General features: G+C 63.8%; 20 protein-coding genes. 6 read left to right on the forward strand and 14 right to left on the reverse strand.

What is annotated here, in order from left to right:
- Positions 1-7: 7 nt before the first annotated feature.
- The 14 genes from O3297_RS10245 to O3297_RS10310 all read right to left on the reverse strand — a co-directional run bounded on the left by O3297_RS10245 (position 8) and on the right by O3297_RS10310 (position 12,126).
- A complete protein-coding gene (locus O3297_RS10245; protein WP_034781117.1) occupies positions 8-913 on the reverse strand; it encodes an ExeA family protein in 906 nt (301 codons plus the stop codon).
- A complete protein-coding gene (mshL, locus tag O3297_RS10250) occupies positions 914-2,707 on the reverse strand; it encodes a pilus (MSHA type) biogenesis protein MshL (RefSeq protein ID WP_305048601.1) in 1,794 nt (597 codons plus the stop codon).
- A gap of 38 nt (positions 2,708-2,745) precedes the next feature.
- Positions 2,746-3,135, reverse strand: a complete 390-nt coding sequence (locus O3297_RS10255) for an MSHA biogenesis protein MshK (RefSeq protein ID WP_305048602.1) — start codon at positions 3,133-3,135, stop codon at positions 2,746-2,748.
- Positions 3,120-3,803, reverse strand: a complete 684-nt coding sequence (gene gspM, locus O3297_RS10260; RefSeq protein ID WP_305048603.1) for a type II secretion system protein GspM — start codon at positions 3,801-3,803, stop codon at positions 3,120-3,122. The genes O3297_RS10255 and gspM overlap by 16 nt, the downstream gene beginning before the upstream one ends.
- A complete protein-coding gene (locus O3297_RS10265; protein ID WP_230521245.1) occupies positions 3,803-4,465 on the reverse strand; it encodes a PilN domain-containing protein in 663 nt (220 codons plus the stop codon). The genes gspM and O3297_RS10265 overlap by 1 nt, the downstream gene beginning before the upstream one ends.
- A complete protein-coding gene (locus tag O3297_RS10270; protein WP_070256807.1) occupies positions 4,462-5,421 on the reverse strand; it encodes an agglutinin biogenesis protein MshI in 960 nt (319 codons plus the stop codon). Before O3297_RS10270 ends, O3297_RS10265 begins: the two co-directional genes overlap by 4 nt.
- A gap of 131 nt (positions 5,422-5,552) precedes the next feature.
- Entirely contained in the window at positions 5,553-6,005 is a 453-nt protein-coding gene (locus O3297_RS10275; protein WP_305048604.1) for an agglutinin biogenesis protein MshP, read from the reverse strand.
- A complete protein-coding gene (locus O3297_RS10280; protein WP_305048605.1) occupies positions 6,002-6,880 on the reverse strand; it encodes a prepilin-type N-terminal cleavage/methylation domain-containing protein in 879 nt (292 codons plus the stop codon). The genes O3297_RS10275 and O3297_RS10280 overlap by 4 nt, the downstream gene beginning before the upstream one ends.
- Positions 6,877-7,434, reverse strand: coding sequence for a prepilin-type N-terminal cleavage/methylation domain-containing protein (locus tag O3297_RS10285; protein ID WP_305048606.1), 558 nt, complete (start codon positions 7,432-7,434; stop codon positions 6,877-6,879). The genes O3297_RS10280 and O3297_RS10285 overlap by 4 nt, the downstream gene beginning before the upstream one ends.
- Positions 7,424-7,963 carry a Tfp pilus assembly protein FimT/FimU gene (locus O3297_RS10290; protein WP_370385427.1) on the reverse strand — a complete coding sequence of 180 codons (540 nt, stop codon included), beginning with the start codon at positions 7,961-7,963 and terminating at the stop codon, positions 7,424-7,426. Before O3297_RS10290 ends, O3297_RS10285 begins: the two co-directional genes overlap by 11 nt.
- Positions 7,964-8,128: 165 nt before the next feature.
- A complete protein-coding gene (locus tag O3297_RS10295) occupies positions 8,129-8,647 on the reverse strand; it encodes a type II secretion system protein (RefSeq protein ID WP_305048608.1) in 519 nt (172 codons plus the stop codon).
- Positions 8,648-8,679: 32 nt separating this feature from the next.
- Positions 8,680-9,186, reverse strand: coding sequence for a type II secretion system protein (locus O3297_RS10300; RefSeq protein ID WP_305048609.1), 507 nt, complete (start codon positions 9,184-9,186; stop codon positions 8,680-8,682).
- Positions 9,186-10,421, reverse strand: coding sequence for a type II secretion system F family protein (locus O3297_RS10305; RefSeq protein WP_305048610.1), 1,236 nt, complete (start codon positions 10,419-10,421; stop codon positions 9,186-9,188). Before O3297_RS10305 ends, O3297_RS10300 begins: the two co-directional genes overlap by 1 nt.
- A gap of 1 nt (position 10,422) precedes the next feature.
- Entirely contained in the window at positions 10,423-12,126 is a 1,704-nt protein-coding gene (locus O3297_RS10310; protein WP_034781098.1) for a GspE/PulE family protein, read from the reverse strand.
- Positions 12,127-12,333: 207 nt separating this feature from the next.
- On the opposite strand from O3297_RS10310, the gene O3297_RS10315 reads away from it, so the two are divergent.
- From O3297_RS10315 to O3297_RS10340, 6 genes are all read left to right on the forward strand, one after another.
- Complete coding sequence (locus tag O3297_RS10315; RefSeq protein WP_305048611.1) at positions 12,334-13,062, forward strand: ABC transporter ATP-binding protein; 729 nt, start codon at positions 12,334-12,336, stop codon at positions 13,060-13,062.
- Positions 13,059-14,480: an ExeA family protein gene (locus O3297_RS10320; protein WP_305048612.1), complete on the forward strand. Its 1,422-nt coding sequence runs from the start codon at positions 13,059-13,061 to the stop codon at positions 14,478-14,480. Before O3297_RS10315 ends, O3297_RS10320 begins: the two co-directional genes overlap by 4 nt.
- A 106-nt stretch (positions 14,481-14,586) precedes the next feature.
- A complete protein-coding gene (gene mshL / locus O3297_RS10325) occupies positions 14,587-16,551 on the forward strand; it encodes a pilus (MSHA type) biogenesis protein MshL (RefSeq protein WP_305048613.1) in 1,965 nt (654 codons plus the stop codon).
- Complete coding sequence (locus O3297_RS10330; RefSeq protein ID WP_305048614.1) at positions 16,548-17,954, forward strand: tetratricopeptide repeat protein; 1,407 nt, start codon at positions 16,548-16,550, stop codon at positions 17,952-17,954. Before mshL (O3297_RS10325) ends, O3297_RS10330 begins: the two co-directional genes overlap by 4 nt.
- A gap of 7 nt (positions 17,955-17,961) precedes the next feature.
- Positions 17,962-19,665 carry a GspE/PulE family protein gene (locus tag O3297_RS10335; protein ID WP_034781094.1) on the forward strand — a complete coding sequence of 568 codons (1,704 nt, stop codon included), beginning with the start codon at positions 17,962-17,964 and terminating at the stop codon, positions 19,663-19,665.
- Positions 19,665-20,870: a type II secretion system F family protein gene (locus tag O3297_RS10340; protein ID WP_070256783.1), complete on the forward strand. Its 1,206-nt coding sequence runs from the start codon at positions 19,665-19,667 to the stop codon at positions 20,868-20,870. The genes O3297_RS10335 and O3297_RS10340 overlap by 1 nt, the downstream gene beginning before the upstream one ends.

A 20,870-nucleotide genomic window follows, 5' to 3' on the forward strand; every position in this document is an offset into this window, starting at 1 on the left:
ATCTTCGTCATCGGTTCAATAAAGTCCAGCTCACGCCGCAGGCGGCGGCCAGCACGCCGGCGCCTGCCAGCCATGGCCACGGCTTCCGCCAAAAGCGGCGCGGCTTGCTGGCCAGGGTATCGCTGGCGGCCAGCGCCACGTGGCGGCCGCTCACCTGCTGCCGGCCTTCGCCATACGCCACCATCAGCGCCTTGTGCGCCATGATGTTGATCAGGCGCGGGATACCCCCGGACGCTTGGTACAGCTTGCCCACGCCGCCACGGCTGAACAGGCGCGCGCCATCGAAACCGGCCACGCGCAGGCGGTGCGCCACATAGAAATCCACATCGTCGCGCGACAGCGGACCCAGGTGGTAGTGAAAGGTGATGCGCTGCGCCAGCTGGCGGATTTCCGGCAGGGCCAGCTTGACGTCCAGTTCCGGCTGGCCGAACAGCACGATCTGCAGCAGCTTGCGCTTTTCCGTTTCCAAATTCGTCAGCAATCGCAGCGCTTCGAGGCTGTCGACGGGTATCGCCTGCGCTTCGTCCAGGCACAGCAGCACGCGCTTGCCTTGCGCCGCCAGGTTGAGCAAGCGCAAGTTGAGGGATTTGAGCAATTGATGCTGATCAGCATCTTTTTCCAGCAATACATCGAGATCGTCGGCCAGCGCCAGGATCAGCGAACGGGGCGGCAAGTTCGGATTCGGGATGTAGGCCGTGACGAAGTCCGGCCCCAGCGATTGCATGAACTTGCGACACAAAAAGGTTTTACCAGTCCCCACTTCGCCAGTGATCTTGATGAAGCCCTCGCCATTGCGCGCCGCCACCAGCAGGGTGTTGAGCGCCTTTTGCGACTGCGGGCCATTGAAGAAGAAACTGGTATCGGGCGTGAGGCCGAACGGCGCCTCGCGCAAGCCGAAATGGGCCTGGTACATTTAGCGCCGCTCCGACGGACGGCGCGGGTCGAGCGCCTCGATGCGCTTGCCCGAATCGAGCAAGTCCTCGTTCCAGCTATTGGCGCCATCGACGATGGTCGGCTTGATCAGCACCACCAGTTCGCGCTTCTGGATCACCTGTCCCGTGTTGCGGAACAGCGCGCCCAGCACGGGAATATCGCCCGCTCCCGGCACTTGCGAGCGGTCCGCCGTGGTGGCCTGGCGCATCAGGCCGCCGATGGCGACGATGCGGCCATCCTGGCTGCGCACCATGCTGTCCATCTCGGATGTGCTCGATGCGGCCAGCGGCAGTTTCAGCGAACCGGCGCTGCCCAGGTCGATTTCCTTGCTGATGGTCGACACCTGGCTGACGGATGGGTGCACGTGCAGGATGATGTTGCCATCCGCATCGATCTGCGGCGTCACGTCCAGCACCACGCCGGAAAAGAACGGTTGCAAGGTCACGTTGGGGCTGGTCGTCGCACCGCTGGCCGTCGTATTCGTGGTGGTCGACACGCCCGTCACGTAAAACTCGTCCGTGCCGATCTTCAGCACGGCCTTCTGGTTATTCATGGTGGCGATGCGCGGGCTCGACAGCACATGCACGGAGCCTTGCGATTCCAGGAAGGAAATCATGGCCGCGAAATTGGCCGTCTGGAAAGCCAGGCCAAACATGGAACCGGCCGAATTCGCCGCCGAACTGAGGCCAAAGCCGCTGCTGGCCGTCAAGCCGCTGCCATTCGTCATGTTGGGCGGCTGGCCGCCATTGAACGGCAGCGGCGCCAGAGTGCCGCCCGGCTGGATGAAACCCGTCGAGATGCGGTTCGTGTGGCCGCTCTTGATCGAGGCAAACGAGGCCCAGTTGATGCCCGTCTGCGTGTTGTCGTTGAGTTCGACTTCGAGGATTTTCGCTTCCAGGATCACCTGGCGGTCGACGGACAGCTGCGTGGCCTTCAAATACATGTCGACATTGCGCAGCTCTTCCGGCATGGCGCGGATGACGATCACGCCCGACTGCGGGCTGAGCACCACTTGCCGCCCGCCTTCGGCGCTGCCGACGATGGCTTCCAGCGCCGCCTTCAATTCCGGCCAGAAATCTGCCGTGGACGAAGTCGTCAGGTTGCTGCTGTCCAGCGTACGGCCGCCCTGGCCGCCATTCGTTTGCTGGCTCTGCTCGTTATTCTGGTTATTGCCCTGATTGTTATTGCCGCCATTCCCGCTGTTGCCCGAGCCGCCGGAAGTGGTCGAACCGACCGAACCCACCGACGTCGACGAGACGCGCAGGTTGGAGCTGCCGCGGCGCGCGCCCGTCAGGTAATTGACGTGGAACAAACGCGTCTGCATGGTCAGGGGCTTGATGTAGATCTGCGTGCCCTCGACCTTGTAATCGTAGCCATACAGTTCACGCACGGCGTCGAGCGCCTGGAACAGGGTCACGTCCTTCAGATTGGCGGAAATCGTGCCGCCGATGTCGGGATGGACCAGCATGTTGTAGCGCGTGCCGGCCACGATGGAGGTGAAGAACTGGCGCGCCGGCACATTGTTGAAAGCCACGTTGAAGCGCTCGTCGAGCGCCGCGCGGGCCTTTGGCAATTGCTGGGCCAGGGCCGCCACGGGCGGCAGCAGCGCCGCTTCCACGGCGTCCGGCTGGGCCGCTGGCGCCGTGGTGGCTGCCGCGCCCTTGACGGCATCGGTGATCGCATTGTAGGTATCGCGCTTGACGGGCGCGACGTTGCAGCCGCCCAGGCCCAGGCTGACGCTGATGACAGCCGCCATCGTACTGATCTTGAACATGCTCGCCTTGTGTTGATTGAGTTGCTTGGCCACTTCTTCTACTCCTGCTTGCGGTCGGTCTTGCGACCGGTCTTATTGTCGGTCTTGCTGCTCGGATACAGCTTGAAGGTTTCCAGTGATTTTCCACGCCGCAACACGACGGCCGTGTCGTGGATTTCCGTCACCACGGCATCGCCCACCTTGCCGCCGACCTTGACTGTCTGGCCATCGATGACGGCCAGGCGGCGTCCGCCCGGCTGGGTGGAGATGAGCACCGATTGCAGCTGCGGCCGGGCCGCGACGACGGGCGCGGCAGTGGCCGGCGCCCACAGGGCCGCCGGCGGGCGCGTCGGGTCGTCCAGCGTCTGTGCCTGCGCGCCCGGCCATGCCAGGCTCAGTGCCAGGAAAGGCGCCAGCAGCGCGGGACCGAAGGTCAAAGTGCGATCCATGTATCGTCCATGCTGAGGGTATGTAAGGTCAGGGTCAGGGTGGCGCCCGGGTAGCTGGCAGAATCGAGGTGGGCGGCGCCCCAGAAGACGCGCGTCGGCATCGCTTGCAGCGCCTGCATGTATTGCACCATGTCGGCATAGCTGCCTTGCAGCACCACTTCCACGCCATGCTGGTGCAGCAAGGGTGCCGGGCTCGGTGCCTTGGCAGCGGCATCGCCGTTCGCGGCATCGGCCTGGCGCACGCCCACGGCGCTGGCGGGCAAGGTTTTCAGCGACACCACGCGCAAGCCAGCATGCCGGCGCAGCAAGTGCTCGAGCAAGGTGACCATGCGCTCGGGCGCCACCAGGCCATGCTGCTGCTGGCGCAGCGCCTGCGCCAGCGACGCCGTTTCCGCCTGTAAAGCCACCAGGCGCGTGCGCGCTTCCTGGTCGGGATCGGTGGCGTGGGCGAGCATGGTCAGCTCGATTTCCTTGTTCGTCGCGGTCAACAGGCTTTGTTTTTGTGCAATGCTCGCTTCCAGCGCGGCGCGTTTCGCCAACAGGGGATTGAAGCTCATGAAATAAAACACGAACAGGACGGCGGCCGCGGCGGCGCCAAACACCATCAGCCGCTCGCGCAGGCTGAGGGCGTCGAAGGCGGTGGCCCATTTCTTCAGCAAGGGCAGCATCAGCGTGTTCCTCCTGCAACAGGTTTTGCCGGCGTGGCGGCACGATCCGCAGATTGCAGGCTGAACGCGATATAAGGCAGGCCAGGCGTCTTGCCCTCCGCCACGGCCGGCTGCTCGGGCTGGCCGATGTCGAGGCTGGCGAAGGTCTTGCCTTTCAGTACCTCCTGCTGGCCCAGGCGCGTGATGTAGGCGGGCAGCAACGACGCATGCAAGGCGCGGCCCTGCAAGCCGAAATCATTGCCGGCGCCGGCGATATCCACGCCCGTCAGCCATACGCCCTCGACCCTGGCCTGCGCCAGCGCGCGGAAATAGCCGGCATAGCCGCGGGTATTGCCCAGCTTGCCGCTTTCCAGCACGTTTGACGCATCCTGCAGCAACTGGCGCTGCGCCTCGACGGCCGCCAGTTCCTGCGCCAGGGCCGGGTCTTTCTTGCGTGGAGGATAATCGCGCAGAATCTGGTCGCGCTTCGCCTCGCCTTGCGCCAGCGCCGCCTTGACGCCCGCTTCGCGCTGTTCCAGGCTGGTCAAAGCTTGCTGGGCCAGCACGCCCACGGCCAGCAGCGCCAGCGCCAGGCCGCCCAGGCCCAGGCTGGCCGTGCGCGCCGACATATGGTGTTTTTTCAGTTCAAACTGGGGATTGAACAGATTGATCTGCTGGCTCATGCGCCCTTCCCTTCGTGCTTGCCCGGATGCAAGCCAACCTCGCGCAAGCCTGCGCCGATGGCCAGGAAATAGCGCGCCTGCATGGCGGGGTCGCGCAGCTCGGGGGCCTGCGACAGGTCCAGCACCGTGGCCAGGTCCAGCTGCTCGACGGGCATGTAGAGATTGTCGGCAAGATATGCGTGCAAGCCGTCGGCCGCGCCCGTCATCAGCATCAATCGGGACAGCGAAATGAAATGGAACTGGCGGTCGAAGTGGTCGAACGAGCGCTGCAGTTCCAGGGTGACGCGGTCGTAGTACTGGCTGGCGTCGGGCGACTGCAATTGCGTCACAGTCACGTCGATGCGGCGCGCCTGGTACAGTTCGCCATTGAAACTCATGGTCAGCAAGCCGCCGTCGCCATCGAAAGACAGCACGGCGATGCCGCGTCCAGGTGTTTCCAGCAAGGTGGCGATATTACGCTGCGCCATCTCGGGGATATCGATCACGGACAGGCCGATCTTGCATTCCGCGTATAGCGCCTGGCGGCGCGACACGGCGCTGTTGCGCGCGGCGACGGCAAACACGCTGCTGCCCCGCTGGGTGCCGTTCGGGTCGCCGGGGATGTCGAACACGTCGATGGTGGCCTCGGCCAGGGGAAAGTCCAGCATGTCTTTCAAACGCCAGCCCACGGCCGTCTTCAGCTCCTCGCGCGGCACGGCCGGCGCTTCCAGCGACAGCAGCTGGTACTCGCCACCGGCCAGCACGCTGGTGCAGTGGCGCGCTGCCGCCTGCAGCTCCTTGCCCAGTTTTTCCAGCACCTCGGCCGGCGCAGGCCGCGCGGCCGCCTGGTAACTGGCGCCCCGCACGCGCGGCATGCCGCCGGCGGGACGTTCGACAACGACAGCGCTGACGCCTTCGCGGCCAAACGCCGTGGCCAGCCAGCCATCGTACTTCTTTGCTCTTGCGAATAAACCCATGCGAACTATCCAGTGTAAGTGCCTGCCCGATCTTGTCGCGCAGATAATGCATCCAGCCAATTTTAATTCATGAAGCCAACTTTATTGTGTAAAAACAATAAATTAGCGATCTTTTTTTCACCTAGTTGACCTTACTGCGACAACACGGCTTGCAGGCGGCGCTGGACATAATCGGCGTTATTGCCCGCATTCGGACAGCCGCCGGCTCCTGGCTGGTTGCAAGCCGTGGCCGTGATGGTCCAACTGGTCAAGGTGCCGGGCCCCGTGGCCGTGCTGCATTGCACGGTGACGCTGAAGGCCGACAGCGTCGTGCCAGCCGGCAAGCTGAACGTGGTGGCGCCGAGACATGCCGCGCCAGTGGTCAGGCCCGCGCTGATCTGTTTCTGTAAACCCCATTCGAGACCGGCGCGGGCGGCCTGTTCGGCGCGCACGCCCTGCACGTCCATGGCCGATTCCGTCTGCTGGAAGGTGGAGATATTCACCATCACGGCCGCCAGCGCGGCCAGCACCACCAGCAGGAAAATGGCCGTGACGAGGCTGAAACCGCGCATGCGGCGCGCGCGGTGGCGCAGCAAATGCGTCATGGCGTATTCCTCGCCTGCACCTGTTGCACCAGGCGCAGCACGCCCGTATTGCTGTTCGCCGCGCCCAGGCTCAGGCTGATATTCACGAGGCCCCGCTGCACATTGGCCAGCACGGTGTAGCTGAAGGCGCACCCCGTTACCTGGCGCGCCAGCAGTGCGCCATCCTTCAAGTCCGCCGCAACCGGCTGGGTGGCCTGGATGGCATAGCCCGCGTAACGGGTCAAGGTGCCGGTCGCCAGATCGCACGCATAGGTCACGGGCGTCGACACCACCTGGAAACGGTTCGACGGCGACGGCAGCGGCGCCGGCGCCGTCGCGAAAGGATAGCTGCCAAGCGTGACGACATTGCCGGCCACGCCCGTCACTGCCGCGCGGTTGCAGCCGGTCGCCGCGCTGCACGTATACGCATTGTTCGGCGCAAAAGCACCGCCCAGGTTGTAGACGACGATCTGGTCGCCCACGCTGATCGCCTGGCGCGCGCCCAGCGCATTGGCGGGCATGGCGCCGACGACGCTAAAAGCTGGTGAGGCGGGGGTGGTCTCAAAACTCAGCACACTGCCCAGTCCCGACGGGTCGCTGTCGCTCAGGTAGCGTCCGCCCGTCTTGGTCAGCAGCAATTCCAGGAACAGGCCGTTGTTCGACACGCGCACGCTGTTGGGCAGGGCCAGGCGCACGTCGCGCGTCAGGCGGCGCGCCGCCGTATCGGCCGTGTCGGCCAGCGCCGCGCGCGCCGCGACATCCATATAGCCCTGCACGGGCACGCGGATGAAGACGGCGACCATGGTGCCGATGATGCCCGTGATGACGATCACGATGACCATCTCGACGAGGGTAAAGCCGCGCGCAAGGCGCCTGGCGTCAAGAAATTTTGTCATGGAATACTGTTCGGCGCATAGCGCACGCGATAGCCATCGAGCACGATCTTCTGGTCGGCATACGGCACCGTCACCTGGATACGCAGACCTTCCGTGGCGGGCAAGCCGTTCAGGGCTGCCTGGGTGATCACCACAGAGGCAACGTATTCCTGGGGGGAACCTGCAGCCCAGACGGCGCCCTGCGCATCCGTCTTGTAATTCGTGGCCGTGCCATACGCGCTCACGTAATCGTTGACGTTGTCGAAAGGCCGCGTCACGCCGCCCGCCTCTTGTCCGGCCACTTCCGGAATGGCGCAGCCGGCCGGGCTGGTGGCCGTTTGCGCGGCAGGGTCTTGCGGATCGCAATACGTGAAACGCGCCAGCTGGATTTCTTCCAGCATGCCTTCGGCAATCGCCAGCGCCTGCTTGCGCAGCTGCGGGTCGGCGCTGTGCTTTGTCGTAAGGCTCATCACGCCCAGGATGGCGGCCGAGGCCAGGCCGACGATGACGATGAACAGCACCAGTTCGATCAGGGTCACGCCGCGTTCACGCCGGCGATGCTGGCTAATGGACATAGCCCGTCTCCCCTTCGACCGTGACGACGCGCTCCGTGCCCTCGCCCCGGATGCTGATTTTCAGCCGCGCCGGGAAGGTCGATGCGGCAGGAAACACATTGGCCAGCGCATATGGTTTGCCCAGCGCATCGAAATAAAAGCTGGGCTCGCCTGTCACATCGGTGGACAGGGTAACGCCGGACGGACGGCCTTCGCACAGCCAATTGCTCCCCAGGCAATACTGCTGCGTCTCCTTGCTGCCGCTGTTCTTGCCCGTGGGCGGCACCACCTTCTGGTCATCGCTGCAACCGGCATCGAAGCACAGCGCCACGCTGTTGGCATCGATGTGCACAAACACGGCACGGTTTTGCGCCACCGCCAGCTTTTGCCCGTAGCGCACGATATTCGTCACCTGGTCGGCAAAACTGCGCGCGTCAAAAGTGTCGCGCTGGAAAAACCGGTTGACGGCAAACGTCGCCAGCAAGCCCGCCAGCACCAGCACGGCCACCAGCTCGATCAAGGTGAAGCCGCGCGCAGCCGTACGCCGCAGGGAACCTGGCGGCCCTGCTTGGCGATGCGGATGCGGAAAGTCTGTCGGTGGCTGCTGCAATGGATGGCCCGTAAAAAAGCCCAACGGGCTGGCGCCTGGGGTTGGGCTGGTGGCGCGCAAGGAAGGCCGGACGTGGCCTGACTTTCCTTGCAGAGTCTACAACTATTACTTGCAGGTATCCACGGTTGCCGCGACCGTGATGGTCGGCGCGTCGCCTGCCTTGGTCGGAGCAACATAGGAAACCGAGCAGCCCGAGCGCGTACCATCGGGTGTCACGACACCACCCGAGAACTTATAATCAGGGTCGGTCAGGCCTGCGGCCACGATGATGGTATCAGCAGTTGGATATCCATAAATACCTGCGATGTCCTTGCCTTCCATCTTCGCGCTAGTAACACCTGAAGCATCGGCAACCGCGCCGCCGACCAGCCACTGCGCATGGTACAGCGCCGAGCCAGCCTTGATCGCGCCAGCAGCCGCCTGCATCTTGGCCACGCGCGCATCGGTCGACATGTCGATAAATTTAGGAATCGCCGTGGCGGCCAGGATGCCGAGGATGACGATGACGACGATCAATTCGATCAGGGTAAAACCTGCCTGGGCGCCGCTTTTCATACTACGTAAAGACTTGTTCATTCTTGCTTTCTCCAAAATCAAATAAAAAAACTTCAAAACCAACGCCATGCAACTGTCGCTGCACCGGACCAGGAAGCGCGTCAGTTTGCTGCCGATTCCGGCGCTTTCCACACCACGATATCGGGCTCCTGGGCGAGCTTGTCAAGATCGGCGTCTGCACCCGGCAAGGTTACCTTAAATTTCACTGCATCAACCCCTGTAGTGGGAAAAATATTGCCTTTACTAAACAAATAGATGATTTTTTGTTCTTTTTTGTCGTACAACCAATTCCCTGTTGGTAATTTCGCAATGTCCGCCTGCGCGAACTCGCCCAGGTAGTTGGCCGGCTTGTCGGCCAGCCAGTCGAACGGGTTTTGCCGCGCCAGCGCCGGCAACTGGTCGCGCCGGTCCGCCAGGTACAACTGCAGCACCTGCACCCGCAAACTGGTGCGCAAGACGCCCAGCATCTGCGCCACGGCCACCTGCTGCGCCTGTTGCTGGTAATAGCTGACCCGGTTCAAGAATACCGCCATCAGGATGGCAAACACGCCCGCCACCACCGCCAGCTCGAACAGCGTAAAACCGCGCTGGCGGAGCGGTTTTCTCATCAGTGCAGGGCCGCCCGGCCCAAGTCCCAGATCGGCAGGAAGATGCCCAGCGCCAGCACCAGCACCATGGCGCCGAGGAAGACGATCAAAATCGGCTCGATCTGCGCCGACAGGGTCTTCAGCTCGTAATCGACCTCGCGCTCGTACATGTCGGCGATCTCGTCCATCAGGTCGTCCAGCGAACCGGATTCCTCGCCCACGGCGATCATCTGCAGCACCACGGGCGTAAACACGCCGGCCGCCACCGAGGTGCGCAGGATGCTTTCGCCCCGCTCGACGCCGTCGCGCATCTGCTCCACGCGCGCGCTCAAATAGGTGTTGTCGACCGTTTGCGATACCACCGTCAGGGCCTGCACGATAGGCACGCCGCTGGTGCTCGACAGGGCAAAACTGCGCGCGAAGCGGGCCATCGTACCCTTCAGGATGATCTTGCCGGCGATCGGCAGGCGCAGCTTGGCGCGGTCCCATTTATACAGACCCTCTTTCGTGCGCAGCCAGGCGCGCCAGCCGAAAAAACCGCCCACGCCCAGCATCAGCAAGATGGGCCAGTACGTCACCGTCAAGCGCGAAGTGCCGATCAGGATGCGCGTCATCAAGGGCAGTTCCGCATGGAAACTGGCGAACACCTTCTCGAACTGGGGAATGACGAAGATATTCACCACCACCATGGCAGCGAGCATGGCGAAGACCACGAAGGTCGGGTAGCGCGTCGCCGTTTTCACGCGCGCGCGCATGTCGCGGTCGAATTCCAGGTGGTTGAACAGGCGCAGGAATACTTCATCGAGACGGCCCGTCATTTCGCCCACGCGCACCATCGACAGATAAAACGGCGTGAAGATGGCGGGATGGCGCGCCATGGCGGCCGACAATTCGCGGCCCGCGTCGAGCGACTCGCGCACATCCTTGATGATGCGCCCGAACGCGGGACTGATGGCGGACTCCTGCAAGCCGGCCAGGCCGCGCATGATGGGCACGCCCGCCTTGAGCAGGGTGTACAGCTGGCGGCTGAACAGCTGCACATCCATGGGCGTGACTTTTTTCTCGGTCAGCCTGGCCCACCAGCCCAGCTGGTTGGCGCCGGCCTTCGTCACCGTCTGCCTGGTGGCGCTGATGTCGACGGGCGTGCTGCCGCCCGCCATCAACTGGTCAGCCACGGCGCCGCTGTCGGCGCCTTCCATCACGCCGGTCAGCAGTTCGCCACTGGCGCTGCGCGCCTTGTAGGAGAAAAACGGCACCTCAATCCTCGCTCTGGTTGCTGATGCGCATCGCTTCCATCACCGTCGTACGGCCTTGCACCACCAGCTGCACGGCGTGGCGGCGCAGGGTTTCGCCCGCCATCTGCGCCGTCGCCACCTTCATGAAGTGGGAAGGATCGGCATGGTTGGCGGCGTCGGCCACGGCGCGCGTGATTTCCAGCAATTCGTACACGCCCGTGCGGCCCCGGTAACCCATGCCGTTGCAATGCGAACAGCCCTTGCCGTGGAAATACTGGTTGCGCTCGACCAGCTCGCCCAGTTCCAGGCGCAGCCATTCGTATTCGTTCGGCGTGGGCGCGTACGGCGTACTGCAGCTTTCGCAGATCACGCGCACCAGGCGCTGCGCCAGCACGGCTTGCAGCGAGCTGCCCACCATGTAGCGGGGCACGCCCATGTCCATCAGGCGCAGCGGCGTGCTGATGGCGTCGTTCGTATGCAGGGTCGACAGCACCAAGTGGCCCGTCATGGCGGCGCGCAGGCCGATTTGCGCCGTCTCCTGGTCGCGCATCTCGCCGACGAGCACGATGTCGGGATCCTGCCGCAAGGCCGAGCGCAGCACGCGTGCGAAGTTCAGCTCGATCTTGTCATTGACTTGCACCTGGTTAATGCCGGGCAAGCGGTACTCGACGGGGTCTTCCACCGTGATGAGCTTTTTTTCCACGGAATTGAGCTCGGACAAGGCGCAGTACAAAGTCGTCGTCTTGCCGCTGCCGGTCGGCCCCGTCACCAGCACGAGGCCGTTCGGACGGCTGACGATGGCGCGAAATTGCGCCACCAGCGCGGGCGGCATGCCGATGGCGTCCAGGCGCAAGGTCGTGCCGCCCTGGTTCAGCAAGCGCATCACCACCGATTCGCCGTACTGCGTCGGCATGGTGGAAATACGCACGTCGATGCGCTGGTTTTTCACGCGGATGGCGAAGCGGCCATCCTGCGGCAGGCGTTTCTCGGAAATGTCGAGGTCCGACATCAGTTTCAAGCGCAGCGCCAGCGAACTGGCGATCTTGCTGTCCGCTTCCGTCTGCAGGTGCAGCACGCCGTCGATGCGGAAGCGAATCTGCAGCCGGCCTTCCTGCGGCTCGATGTGGATGTCCGAGGCGCGCACCTGCGTGGCATCCTCGAACACGGATTGCAGCAGCTTGACGATGGGCGCCTCTTCCAGGCCCGGATTGGCGGCCAGTGCGCCGAAGTCGACGGAAACGTCGCCCAGGTCCTGCTCCAGCTCGCGCGTCAGGGTGGAGATATCCTCCGTACGGCGATAGATGCGGTCGATGGCGGCCAGCACTTCCGTTTCATTGACGACAGCGAGCTCGATATGGCGTTTGACCAGGCGCGAGATTTCATCGTACGCAAACAGGTCGGTCGGATCGGACATGCCGACCAACAAGCCTTCGCGGCGGTCTTCCAGCACCAGCGCGCGGAAGCGCCGCGCCTGGGTTTCCGGCAGCAGCCGCACCAGTTCGGGATTGATGTTGAAAAACTTCAGATTGATGTAGGGAATGTCGAGCTGGCGCGCCAGCGCACCCGAAATCTGCTCTTCCGTGACGAAGCCGTGCTCGACAAAAACGCGGCCCAGCTTGCGTCCCGAACGCTTCTGTTCCGTCAAGGCTTGGCCCAACTGTTCTTCCGTCAGCAATTTCTGCTGCACCAAAATTTCACCGAGCCGGACTTTCTCTGGCCTTGCCATGCTTGCTCCTCGACAAATTCTTCAGACGCTGCACGCCAGCGGCGCGCGGGAGTATTTTATTCCAGAACCTGTTGTTTCTTAAAGAAAATATATTCCATCATTTGATTTTTGCGCATTTCAACACTCTGCAAGGAAACACTTGCCGCCCACCTGCGCTCATGCCAATAATGGGGGTCATTCCCCGTCTTGCTGCCGACTATTACCCCTATGAACGCCTACGCCATCGAGTTCCACAACGTGCATCTGCAGCTGGCGGGCAGCGCCGTGCTGCGCGGCGTCGATCTGCAGGTGCGCGCGGGGGAACTGTTCGGCCTGGTCGGCGTGAATGGCGCGGGCAAGACTTCCCTGCTGAAATGCCTGCTCGACTTTTGCATGCCGGAGCGGGGCGAGATCGCCATTTTCGGCCAGGCGCACCGCCACGGCGCGGCGCGCCAGCCCCTGTGTTTTCTGCCGGAACGTTTCCAGGCGCCGTATTACCTGACGGGCGGCGACTTCCTGCGCTACCTGGCGCGCCTGCATAATGTGCGCCCCGATGCGCACGCCGAGCAGCAAGCCCTGGACGCGCTGGACCTGGCGCCGGACGCCTTGCTGCGCCCCGCGCGCGACTATTCAAAAGGCATGATACAGAAACTGGGGCTGGCCGCCTGCTTGCTGTCGGGCAAGCCGCAACTGGTGCTGGACGAACCGATGAGCGGACTCGATCCGAAGGCGCGCGCACAGTTCAAGCAAGTGCTGCGACAAGCGCGCGCGCAGGGCCGCGGCGCGCTGCTCACCTCGCATGCGCTGGCCGATGTGGAAGAATTGTGCGACCGCATGGCCATCCTGCATGCGGGCCGCATCGTATTTACGGGCACGCCAGCCGAATGCCGCGCGCGCCATGGCGGCGCGACCGATGCCAGCCTAGAACAGGCTTTCCTCAATTGCATCGCGGCATGAACGCCCCGCTCTCCGCGCCGCCCGGACGGCCTTACGCCCCCTCCCCGCACGGCATGTATCTGCGCCATTTCGGCTTGCGCACGGCGCCGTTCGGCATCACGCCGGACCCGGCCTTCTTTTATGCGGGCAATACCCGGGGCGAACTGCTCGATGCGCTGCTGTATGCCGTCACGCAAGGCGAAGGCATCATCAAGCTGACGGGCGAAGTGGGCAGCGGCAAGACCATGCTGTGCCGCATGCTGGCCGAACGCCTGCCGCCCCAGGTTGACGTGCTGTATCTGCTCAATCCCCGCCTGGAACCGGATGACGTCCTGCACGCCATCGCCGCCGAACTTGGCCTGGCGCTGGACGGATGCCGCGCCGATGCCGTGCTGCACGCCCTGCACGGCGAGCTGATCGCCCGGCATGCGGCGGGACGCCAGGTGGTGCTGCTGGCAGAGGAAGCGCAAGCCATGCCCGGCGCCACCCTGGAAGCGCTGCGCCTGCTGACGAATTTGGAAACGGCCAGCCACAAGCTGCTGCAGATCGTCCTGTTTGGCCAGCCGGAATTGCAGCAGACGCTGGACTTGCCCCAATACCGCCAATTGAAGGAGCGCATCACCCACAGTTTCACCGTGCCGCGCCTGCCGAAGTCCTTGCTGGACGACTATCTGGCATGCCGCCTGGCCGCCGCCGGCCGCACGGCGCCGCTGCTCTTCACGCCAGCCGCGTTGCGCCAGCTGGCGCGCGCCGCGCAGGGCATCGTGCGCAGGGTCAATATCCTGGCCGACAAGTCCTTGCTGGCCGCGTTTGCGGACGATGCGCAGGACATCAGCGCGCGCCACGTGCGCCTGGCCATTGCCGACAGCCCCTTCCACCGTCCGCCCTGGCATGCGGGCAAGCTGCTGGCGGGCGTCTTGAGCGCGCTGATGCTGCTGCTGGCCTTTGCTCTGCTGTGGCAATGGCTGACGAGCAACCAGGGTCAGATGCGCCGCACCGCGCCCGCCGACGCAGCCGCAAGCGCGCTCCAGGCAACCGTTGCGCGCACGCCGCCGCCATTGCAGCCCACGCTGCTCGACAGCAAGCTGGCCGAATCGCGCGACTGGCTGGCAAAGCAAAGGCCGCAGCAACTGGTGCTGCAAATTGCCAGCCTGCCCGCCACCGAAAAGGCCGCGGCGGAAAGCTTCCTGCAGCAGGCGCAGCAAGCCATCGGCCTGCACGACCTGCACGTGTTTCGCCTGTCTGACGCAGCCCCCTCAAACGCCGCCGCGCGCCTGGTCATCGTCTACGGCAGCTTCGCCGACCGGGCCAGCGCCGAAGCCGTGTGGGCCAGGCTGGCGCCCACGTCGCCGCAGAAAATATTGCTGAGCGACATAGATAGTATCCGCACGGAAATGAAAGCCGCAACGCCGCCACAAACAAGGCGTGGCGCCCCCTGACTTTATTTCGGTATATTGCCTCCCGGGCACGCACAGCGATTGCTTTTAGGCGATCATGCTGGGTAAAATTACAAAAGCACAACACGACTTCAAGGGCGAACTTTTCATGAATCAACACCCTATTCCTGTGCTGGCCTCCTGGGTCGCCCTCGCCTGCAGCACCATGCTGTCCGGCTGCGCCACGCATCAAACGCCGCTGTCGCCTGTCCACATCAATGCCGCGCCCCTCCCGGCCGGCGTCATTCCCGAACCTGTGCAGCAAAGCAGCGCACTGGCCGCGCCACTGCCAGCGCCCAAAATGGAAACCTACAGCGTCACCGTGCACAAGGTGCCCGTGCAATCGCTGCTGTTTGCACTCGCGCGCGACGCGGGCATGAATGTCGACATCCACCCGCAGATCGAAGGCAGCGTGACGCTCAACGCGCTGAACCAGACCTTGCCGCAATTGCTGGCGCGCATCGGCAAGCAAGTCGACATGCGCTACGAAATCGATGGCAAGAACCTGACGGTGTTGCCCGACGCGCCCGTATGGCGCAATTACAAGGTCGATTACGTCAACATGGCGCGCAGCACCAACAGCAGCGTGAATATCGCCACGCAAATTTCCACGGCAGGCGGCGGGTCGAACAATGCCAGCAACCCCGTTGGCAACACGCAGGGCAGTGGCGGCAGCGGCAATAACAATTCGACCACCCTGGTCGTGAATCGTTCGGAAAATAATTTCTGGTACAGCCTGGAAAAGAATATCCGCGACCTGCTGCGCGAAACCACGCTCAACGATGTGCAGGTGGACCCGCTGGCGCAGCTGAACCAGCAATTGACGACCATGCCCGGCCAGCAGGGGCAGCAAGGACAGCAGCAGAACCAGGCCGGCAACGTCCCTGCCGCCGGTGCGACTGGCCAGTACGGCGCCCAGCCGCCGATGCAGTATGGCAACCAGAATGGCAATCCGAATGGAGGTCAATCTGCGCCGGGCCAGCAGGGGGCCAGCCAGAACGCCACGCCTGGCCAGCCGCTGGACGCGAACGGCATGCCGCTGTTAAAACTGGCCAACAAGGGCAGCCCCTCGTCCGTCGTCGTAAATGCGGAAGGCGGCTTGATCGCCGTGCGGGCCACGGGGCGCCAGCATGAAAAGATCGCGGAATTCCTCGACGCCGTGTTACACAGCGCCAAGCGGCAAGTGCTGATCGAGGCAACCATCATTGAAGTGCGCCTGAGCAATGAATACCAGCAAGGCATCAACTGGGCGCGCCTGACGGGCAGCCTGCAGCTGCGCCAGGGACAAGTGGGCACGGCGGCCCTGTCCAGCGGCGTCACGCCGAACGCCACGCCCGGCATTTTCCTGCTCAATTATCTGAAAGACAGTTTTTCCACCACCATCCAGCTGCTCGAATCGTTCGGCAAGGTGAAAGTGCTGTCCAGTCCAAAGATCAGCGTGCTGAACAATCAAACGGCCATGCTGAAAGTGGTCGACAACAATGTCTTCTTTACCATCAAGGTGACGCCTGCCGTGATCAGCTCGACAGGCACCATCACCACGCCGGCCACCTATGAGTCGAAACTGGAAACGGTGCCCGTCGGCTTCGTCATGAGCGTCACGCCGCAGATTTCCGACAGCGATGAAGTCACCCTGAACGTGCGCCCGACCATCACGCGCATCGTGGGCTACGTCCAGGACCCGAATCCGGCCCTCGCCAGCGTGATCAGCCGCGTGCCCGTGATCCAGGCGCGCGAGCTGGAATCGATCATGAAAGTGGGCAATGGCCAGATTGCCGTGATGGGCGGTCTGATGCAGGATTCCGTCGACAACGCCAAGGATGGCGTGCCTGGCCTGTCCAGCCTGCCAATCGTGGGCAATCTATTTACCTATCGCAATGAGGCAAGCAGCAAGACGGAGCTGGTGATCTTCATGCGCCCCGTCGTGGTCAAGGATGCCAGCGTCGAGGGCGATTACCGCGACTACCGCTACCTGCTGCCCAGCCAGGCGCCGCTCAACAGCCAGCCATACACGGATGGCCCGCCGGCGCCGGCCGTCCGGCCGCAGGCGCGCCTGCAGGGAGACTTCCCATGAGTTTGCTGATGCAGGCGCTCAAGAAGGCCGAGCGCGCCAAACAGAACAGCCTTTCCGACGAGGAGCTGGAAAAGCCGTCCGAAGCCTACGACCAGGTACTGGAACTGGCGCCGGCCGACGCCCTGCCGCCCCGTCCCGCACCAGCGCCAGCGCCCGTGCAACCGCCAAGCACCTTGCGCCTGGAACCGCTGGCGGACGCGCCCGCGCCGCAGGCGGCGCAAAATGCAGCCCAGCCAGATCCACAGCCAGCTGCGCAGCAAGGCGCGCAGCCAAGTTCGCAGCAGCCCCCTCGCCCCGAACCGCCGCAGGCCAGGCCACGCGCCAGCCGCAGCAATCCGCCGCCGAAAGGCCCCACGGGGCCCATCAGCGTCGATCCGGCCACCGTGCGCCTGGCCGTGCTGCTGGCGATATTGCTGGTGGTGGCAGGTTCCATGGGATATTGGTACTGGCGCGCCAGCACCAGCCCCGGCGCGGGCGCCAACCTGCCCGGTGTGCCCATGCCGCTGACGGACGCTCCGGGCACAACCGGCGTTGCCGGTCCCGTGCTGGTGGTGCCGGCAACGGGTGCCGCACCGCCCGACGCCATGACGCCCGCCGCACTGCCGCCCGACTATCCGCGCGACACGCGCCAGCAAACAGGTGCTGCGGAGCAGCAGGCGATGATACAGGCGGCGGCCCAGGCCGCCGTGGCGGCGCAGCTGGCGCAGATGGCACCGCCCGCACCGCCCAGCCTGCCGCCCGTGGCGGCGCCCGACAATAGCCAGATCCAGGTGCAGCGCAGTGTCGCCGCGCCGCAAATCAACCCCGGTGTGCAGCAAGCCTACCAAGCCTTCAACGGGGGCCAGCTGGGTTCTGCTCGTCAGCAATATGAAACCGTGTTGCGGCAGGATGCCACCAACCGCGACGCGCTGCTGGGCCTGGCTGCCGTGGCCTTGCGCGAGCACCAGGGCGCGCAGGCGGCGGCGCTGTACGTGCGTTTGCTGGAAATCAATCCCGACGATGGCGAGGCGCTGGCCGGCCTGATCGGGCTGCGCCAGGGCGACGTGGCGCTCAGCGAGGCAAAATTGAAAGCCATCCTGGCGCGCAGCCCCGACAGCGCCCCCGTGCTGTTTGCATTAGGCAATGTGTACGCCAAGCAGCGCCGCTGGAACGAAGCGCAACAGCAATTTTTCCGCGCCTACGGCGCCGCGCCAGGCAATCCCGACTATGCGTTCAACCTGGCCGTGGGCCTGGACCGGCTGAACCAGCCCCGGCTGGCCGCCACGTATTACCAGCGCGCCCTGACCCTGGCGCAAACGACGCCCGCCGCCTTCGACCAGGCCGTCGTGCAAACGCGTTTGCGCGAACTGGCGTCCCCCGCGGCAGCGGCCGAGCCGGCCATCATCACACCCCGTCAGGAATAAGCATCACATGGCAGAACAGGCAAAACTTCCCCTCGGCAAGCTGCTGATCCAGAAAGGCGTGATCAGCGAAGACCAGCTGCGCATCGCCCTGATCGAGCAGCGGCGCAGCAGCGAACCGCTGGGCAAGCTGCTGATCACCCTGGGTTTTGTGACGGAAGCCACCGTGCGCGAGGCCCTCAGCGAAAACCTGAAACAGGTCAGCGCGGATCTGTCCAGCCTGGTGGTCGACGCCATTGCCCTGAAGCTGATCCCGAAAGACGTGGCCAAGCGCTACCGCGTGTTTCCCATCGTGTATGAACGGCAGGCGGACAACCTGATCCTGGCCATGGCCGACACGAGCAACATCGTGGCGCTCGACCAGATCAGCGCCATGCTGGTCAAGGGCATCACGATTTCCACCGTGCTCGTCAACGAATCGGACATTTCGCGCGCCATCGACCAGTACTATGGTTTCGAGCTGTCGATCGACGGCATCCTGCACGAAATCGAAACGGGCGAAGTCAGCTATCAAAGCATGGCGTCGCCATCGGACGAGTACAGCCAGCCCATGGTGCGCCTGATCGATGCGCTGCTGGCCGATGCCGTGCAGAACGGCGCCTCGGACATCCATTTCGAGCCGGAACAGTCGTTCCTGCGCATCCGCTACCGCATCGACGGCATCCTGCGGCAAATCCGCAGCCTGCACAAATCGTACTGGCCGGCCATGGCCGTGCGCCTGAAGGTGATGTCGAACATGAATATCGCCGAGGCGCGCGCGCCGCAGGATGGCCGCATCAGCATCAAGTTTTCCGGGCGGCAAATCGACTTCCGCGCCTCGGCGCAGCCCACCACGCATGGCGAAAACGTCGTGCTGCGCGTGCTGGACCGGCAAAAAGGCATCGTCCCGCTGGATGCCCTGGGCCTGGCCGACGCGGAACTGAACTTGTTGAAACTCATGATTGCGCGCCCCGACGGCGTGATCCTCGTGACGGGCCCCACGGGCAGCGGCAAGACCACCACCCTGTATTCGATACTCAACCATATCAATACGGAAAGCGTCAACATCATGACCCTGGAGGACCCGGTCGAGTATCCGATGAACATGATACGCCAGACCTCCGTCAATGAATCCGTCAAGCTGGGCTTTGCCGATGGCATCCGCTCGATGATGCGGCAAGACCCGGACATCATCCTGGTGGGCGAGATCCGCGACCGCGAAACGGCGGAAATGGCGTTTGCGGCCGCCATGACGGGCCACCAGGTGTATTCCACCCTTCATACGAGCTCGGCCATCGGTTCCGTCGCGCGCCTGCTCGACATCGGCATCCTGCCCGACATCATGGCCGGCAACATCATCGGCATCGTGGCGCAACGCCTGGTGCGGCGTTTGTGTCCGCATTGCAAGGAAACCGTCATTGCCGACGACGTCGAGCGCCGCCTGCTGGGCCTGGCCACGGATGAGGCGCCCGTCTCCATCTGCCGCGCCGTGGGCTGCGAGCGCTGCGCGCATCAGGGCTACAAGGGCCGCCTGGCGATCATGGAAATCCTCAAGATGACGGCCGAACTCGATGAGTTGACGGCGCGCCGCGCCAGCAGCCGCGAACTGAAGAACGCGGCGCGCGCGGCCGGCTTCAAGGGCATCGTCGACGACGGCATGCGCCGCGTACTCGAAGGCGTCACCACACTGGAAGAAGTGGGCCGCGTGGTCGACCTGACGGAAAGGCTGGCCTGATGGCGCAATATGTCTACCGCGCCATGGATGCCAGCGGCGCATTGATTCCCGGCAGCATGGAGGCGGCCAACGTGCCGGACCTGGAAGCGCGCCTGCACCGCATGCAGCTCGACTTGATCGACTGCAAGATCACGGGCCAGTACCTGGTGTTGCTGGGCAAGCGGATCATCCACCGCCGCGACCTGATCAATTTCTGCTTCCACATGGAGCAATTGACGGGCGCGGGCGTGCCCATCCTGGAAGGCTTGAACGACTTGCGCGAAAGCACGGACCACCCGCGCCTGCGCGAAGTCGTCACGGACCTGATCGAAAGCATCGAGGGCGGCTTGCCCCTGTCGGGCGCACTGGCCCAGCATGGCGACATCTTCGACGCCACATTCACCAGCCTGATCCTGGCGGGCGAACAGAGCGGCAGGATCGCCGACGTGTTCAAGAACCTGTCGGAAAGCCTGAAATGGCAGGACGAGCTGGCCTCACAGACGCGCAAGATCGTCATGTACCCCGTCATCGTGGCCATCGTCGTGGCGGCCGTGACGTTTTTCCTGATGATCTATCTGGTGCCCCAGCTGACGGCATTCATCCGCAACATGGGCGGCGAGCTGCCGCTGCATACGCGCGTGCTGATCTTTGTCTCGAATGTGTTCATCGATTACTGGTATCTGCTGCTGGCCTTGCCCGTGCTGCTGTTTTTCGGCCTGCGCGCGCTCATCCGCCGCAGCGAGGCGGCCCGTTATGCGTGGGATGGCTTGAAACTACGGCTGTGGCTGGTCGGCCCCGTGCTGCACAAGATCATCCTGGCCCGCTTCGCCACGTTTTTTGCCCTGATGTATGCCTCCGGCATCACGATACTCGAATGCATCCGCCTGTCCGAAGGCATCGCCGGCAACCAGGTGGTAGCGGCCGGCCTGCGCCGCGCCGCACAGCTGATCGGCGAGGGTTACGGCGTGACCGCCGCCTTCCAGCACACGGGCATCTTCCCGCCGCTGGTGATCCGCATGCTGAAGGTGGGCGAGGCAACGGGTTCGCTGGACACGGCCTTGCGCAATGTCAGCTACTTTTACAACCGCGAGGTGAAGGAATTGATTGAAAAAGTGCAAGCCATGATCGAGCCGGCCATGACGGTCATCCTGGGCTTGCTGCTGGGCTGGATCATGCTGTCGGTGCTGGGGCCGATCTACGACACCATCAGCACGATCAAAACTTGA

It is taken from the genome of Janthinobacterium sp. SUN128 (genome assembly GCF_030587275.1).
Classification (GTDB): domain Bacteria; phylum Pseudomonadota; class Gammaproteobacteria; order Burkholderiales; family Burkholderiaceae_D; genus Janthinobacterium; species Janthinobacterium lividum.

Coding starts and splice junctions, on each gene's coding strand:
- O3297_RS10315 (WP_305048611.1), top strand. CDS start 12,334: ATGAACGCCTACGCCATCGAGTTCCACAACGTGCATCTGCAGCTGGCG.
- O3297_RS10310 (WP_034781098.1), bottom strand. CDS start 12,126: ATGGCAAGGCCAGAGAAAGTCCGGCTCGGTGAAATTTTGGTGCAGCAG.
- mshL (WP_305048601.1), bottom strand. CDS start 2,707: ATGTTCAAGATCAGTACGATGGCGGCTGTCATCAGCGTCAGCCTGGGC.
- O3297_RS10275 (WP_305048604.1), bottom strand. CDS start 6,005: ATGACGCATTTGCTGCGCCACCGCGCGCGCCGCATGCGCGGTTTCAGC.
- O3297_RS10285 (WP_305048606.1), bottom strand. CDS start 7,434: ATGTCCATTAGCCAGCATCGCCGGCGTGAACGCGGCGTGACCCTGATC.
- O3297_RS10255 (WP_305048602.1), bottom strand. CDS start 3,135: ATGGATCGCACTTTGACCTTCGGTCCCGCGCTGCTGGCGCCTTTCCTG.
- O3297_RS10295 (WP_305048608.1), bottom strand. CDS start 8,647: ATGGCGTTGGTTTTGAAGTTTTTTTATTTGATTTTGGAGAAAGCAAGA.
- O3297_RS10300 (WP_305048609.1), bottom strand. CDS start 9,186: ATGAGAAAACCGCTCCGCCAGCGCGGTTTTACGCTGTTCGAGCTGGCG.
- gspM (WP_305048603.1), bottom strand. CDS start 3,803: ATGCTGCCCTTGCTGAAGAAATGGGCCACCGCCTTCGACGCCCTCAGC.
- O3297_RS10245 (WP_034781117.1), bottom strand. CDS start 913: ATGTACCAGGCCCATTTCGGCTTGCGCGAGGCGCCGTTCGGCCTCACG.
- O3297_RS10265 (WP_230521245.1), bottom strand. CDS start 4,465: ATGAGCCAGCAGATCAATCTGTTCAATCCCCAGTTTGAACTGAAAAAA.
- O3297_RS10335 (WP_034781094.1), top strand. CDS start 17,962: ATGGCAGAACAGGCAAAACTTCCCCTCGGCAAGCTGCTGATCCAGAAA.
- O3297_RS10340 (WP_070256783.1), top strand. CDS start 19,665: ATGGCGCAATATGTCTACCGCGCCATGGATGCCAGCGGCGCATTGATT.
- O3297_RS10270 (WP_070256807.1), bottom strand. CDS start 5,421: ATGGGTTTATTCGCAAGAGCAAAGAAGTACGATGGCTGGCTGGCCACG.
- O3297_RS10320 (WP_305048612.1), top strand. CDS start 13,059: ATGAACGCCCCGCTCTCCGCGCCGCCCGGACGGCCTTACGCCCCCTCC.
- O3297_RS10280 (WP_305048605.1), bottom strand. CDS start 6,880: ATGACAAAATTTCTTGACGCCAGGCGCCTTGCGCGCGGCTTTACCCTC.
- O3297_RS10330 (WP_305048614.1), top strand. CDS start 16,548: ATGAGTTTGCTGATGCAGGCGCTCAAGAAGGCCGAGCGCGCCAAACAG.
- mshL (WP_305048613.1), top strand. CDS start 14,587: ATGAATCAACACCCTATTCCTGTGCTGGCCTCCTGGGTCGCCCTCGCC.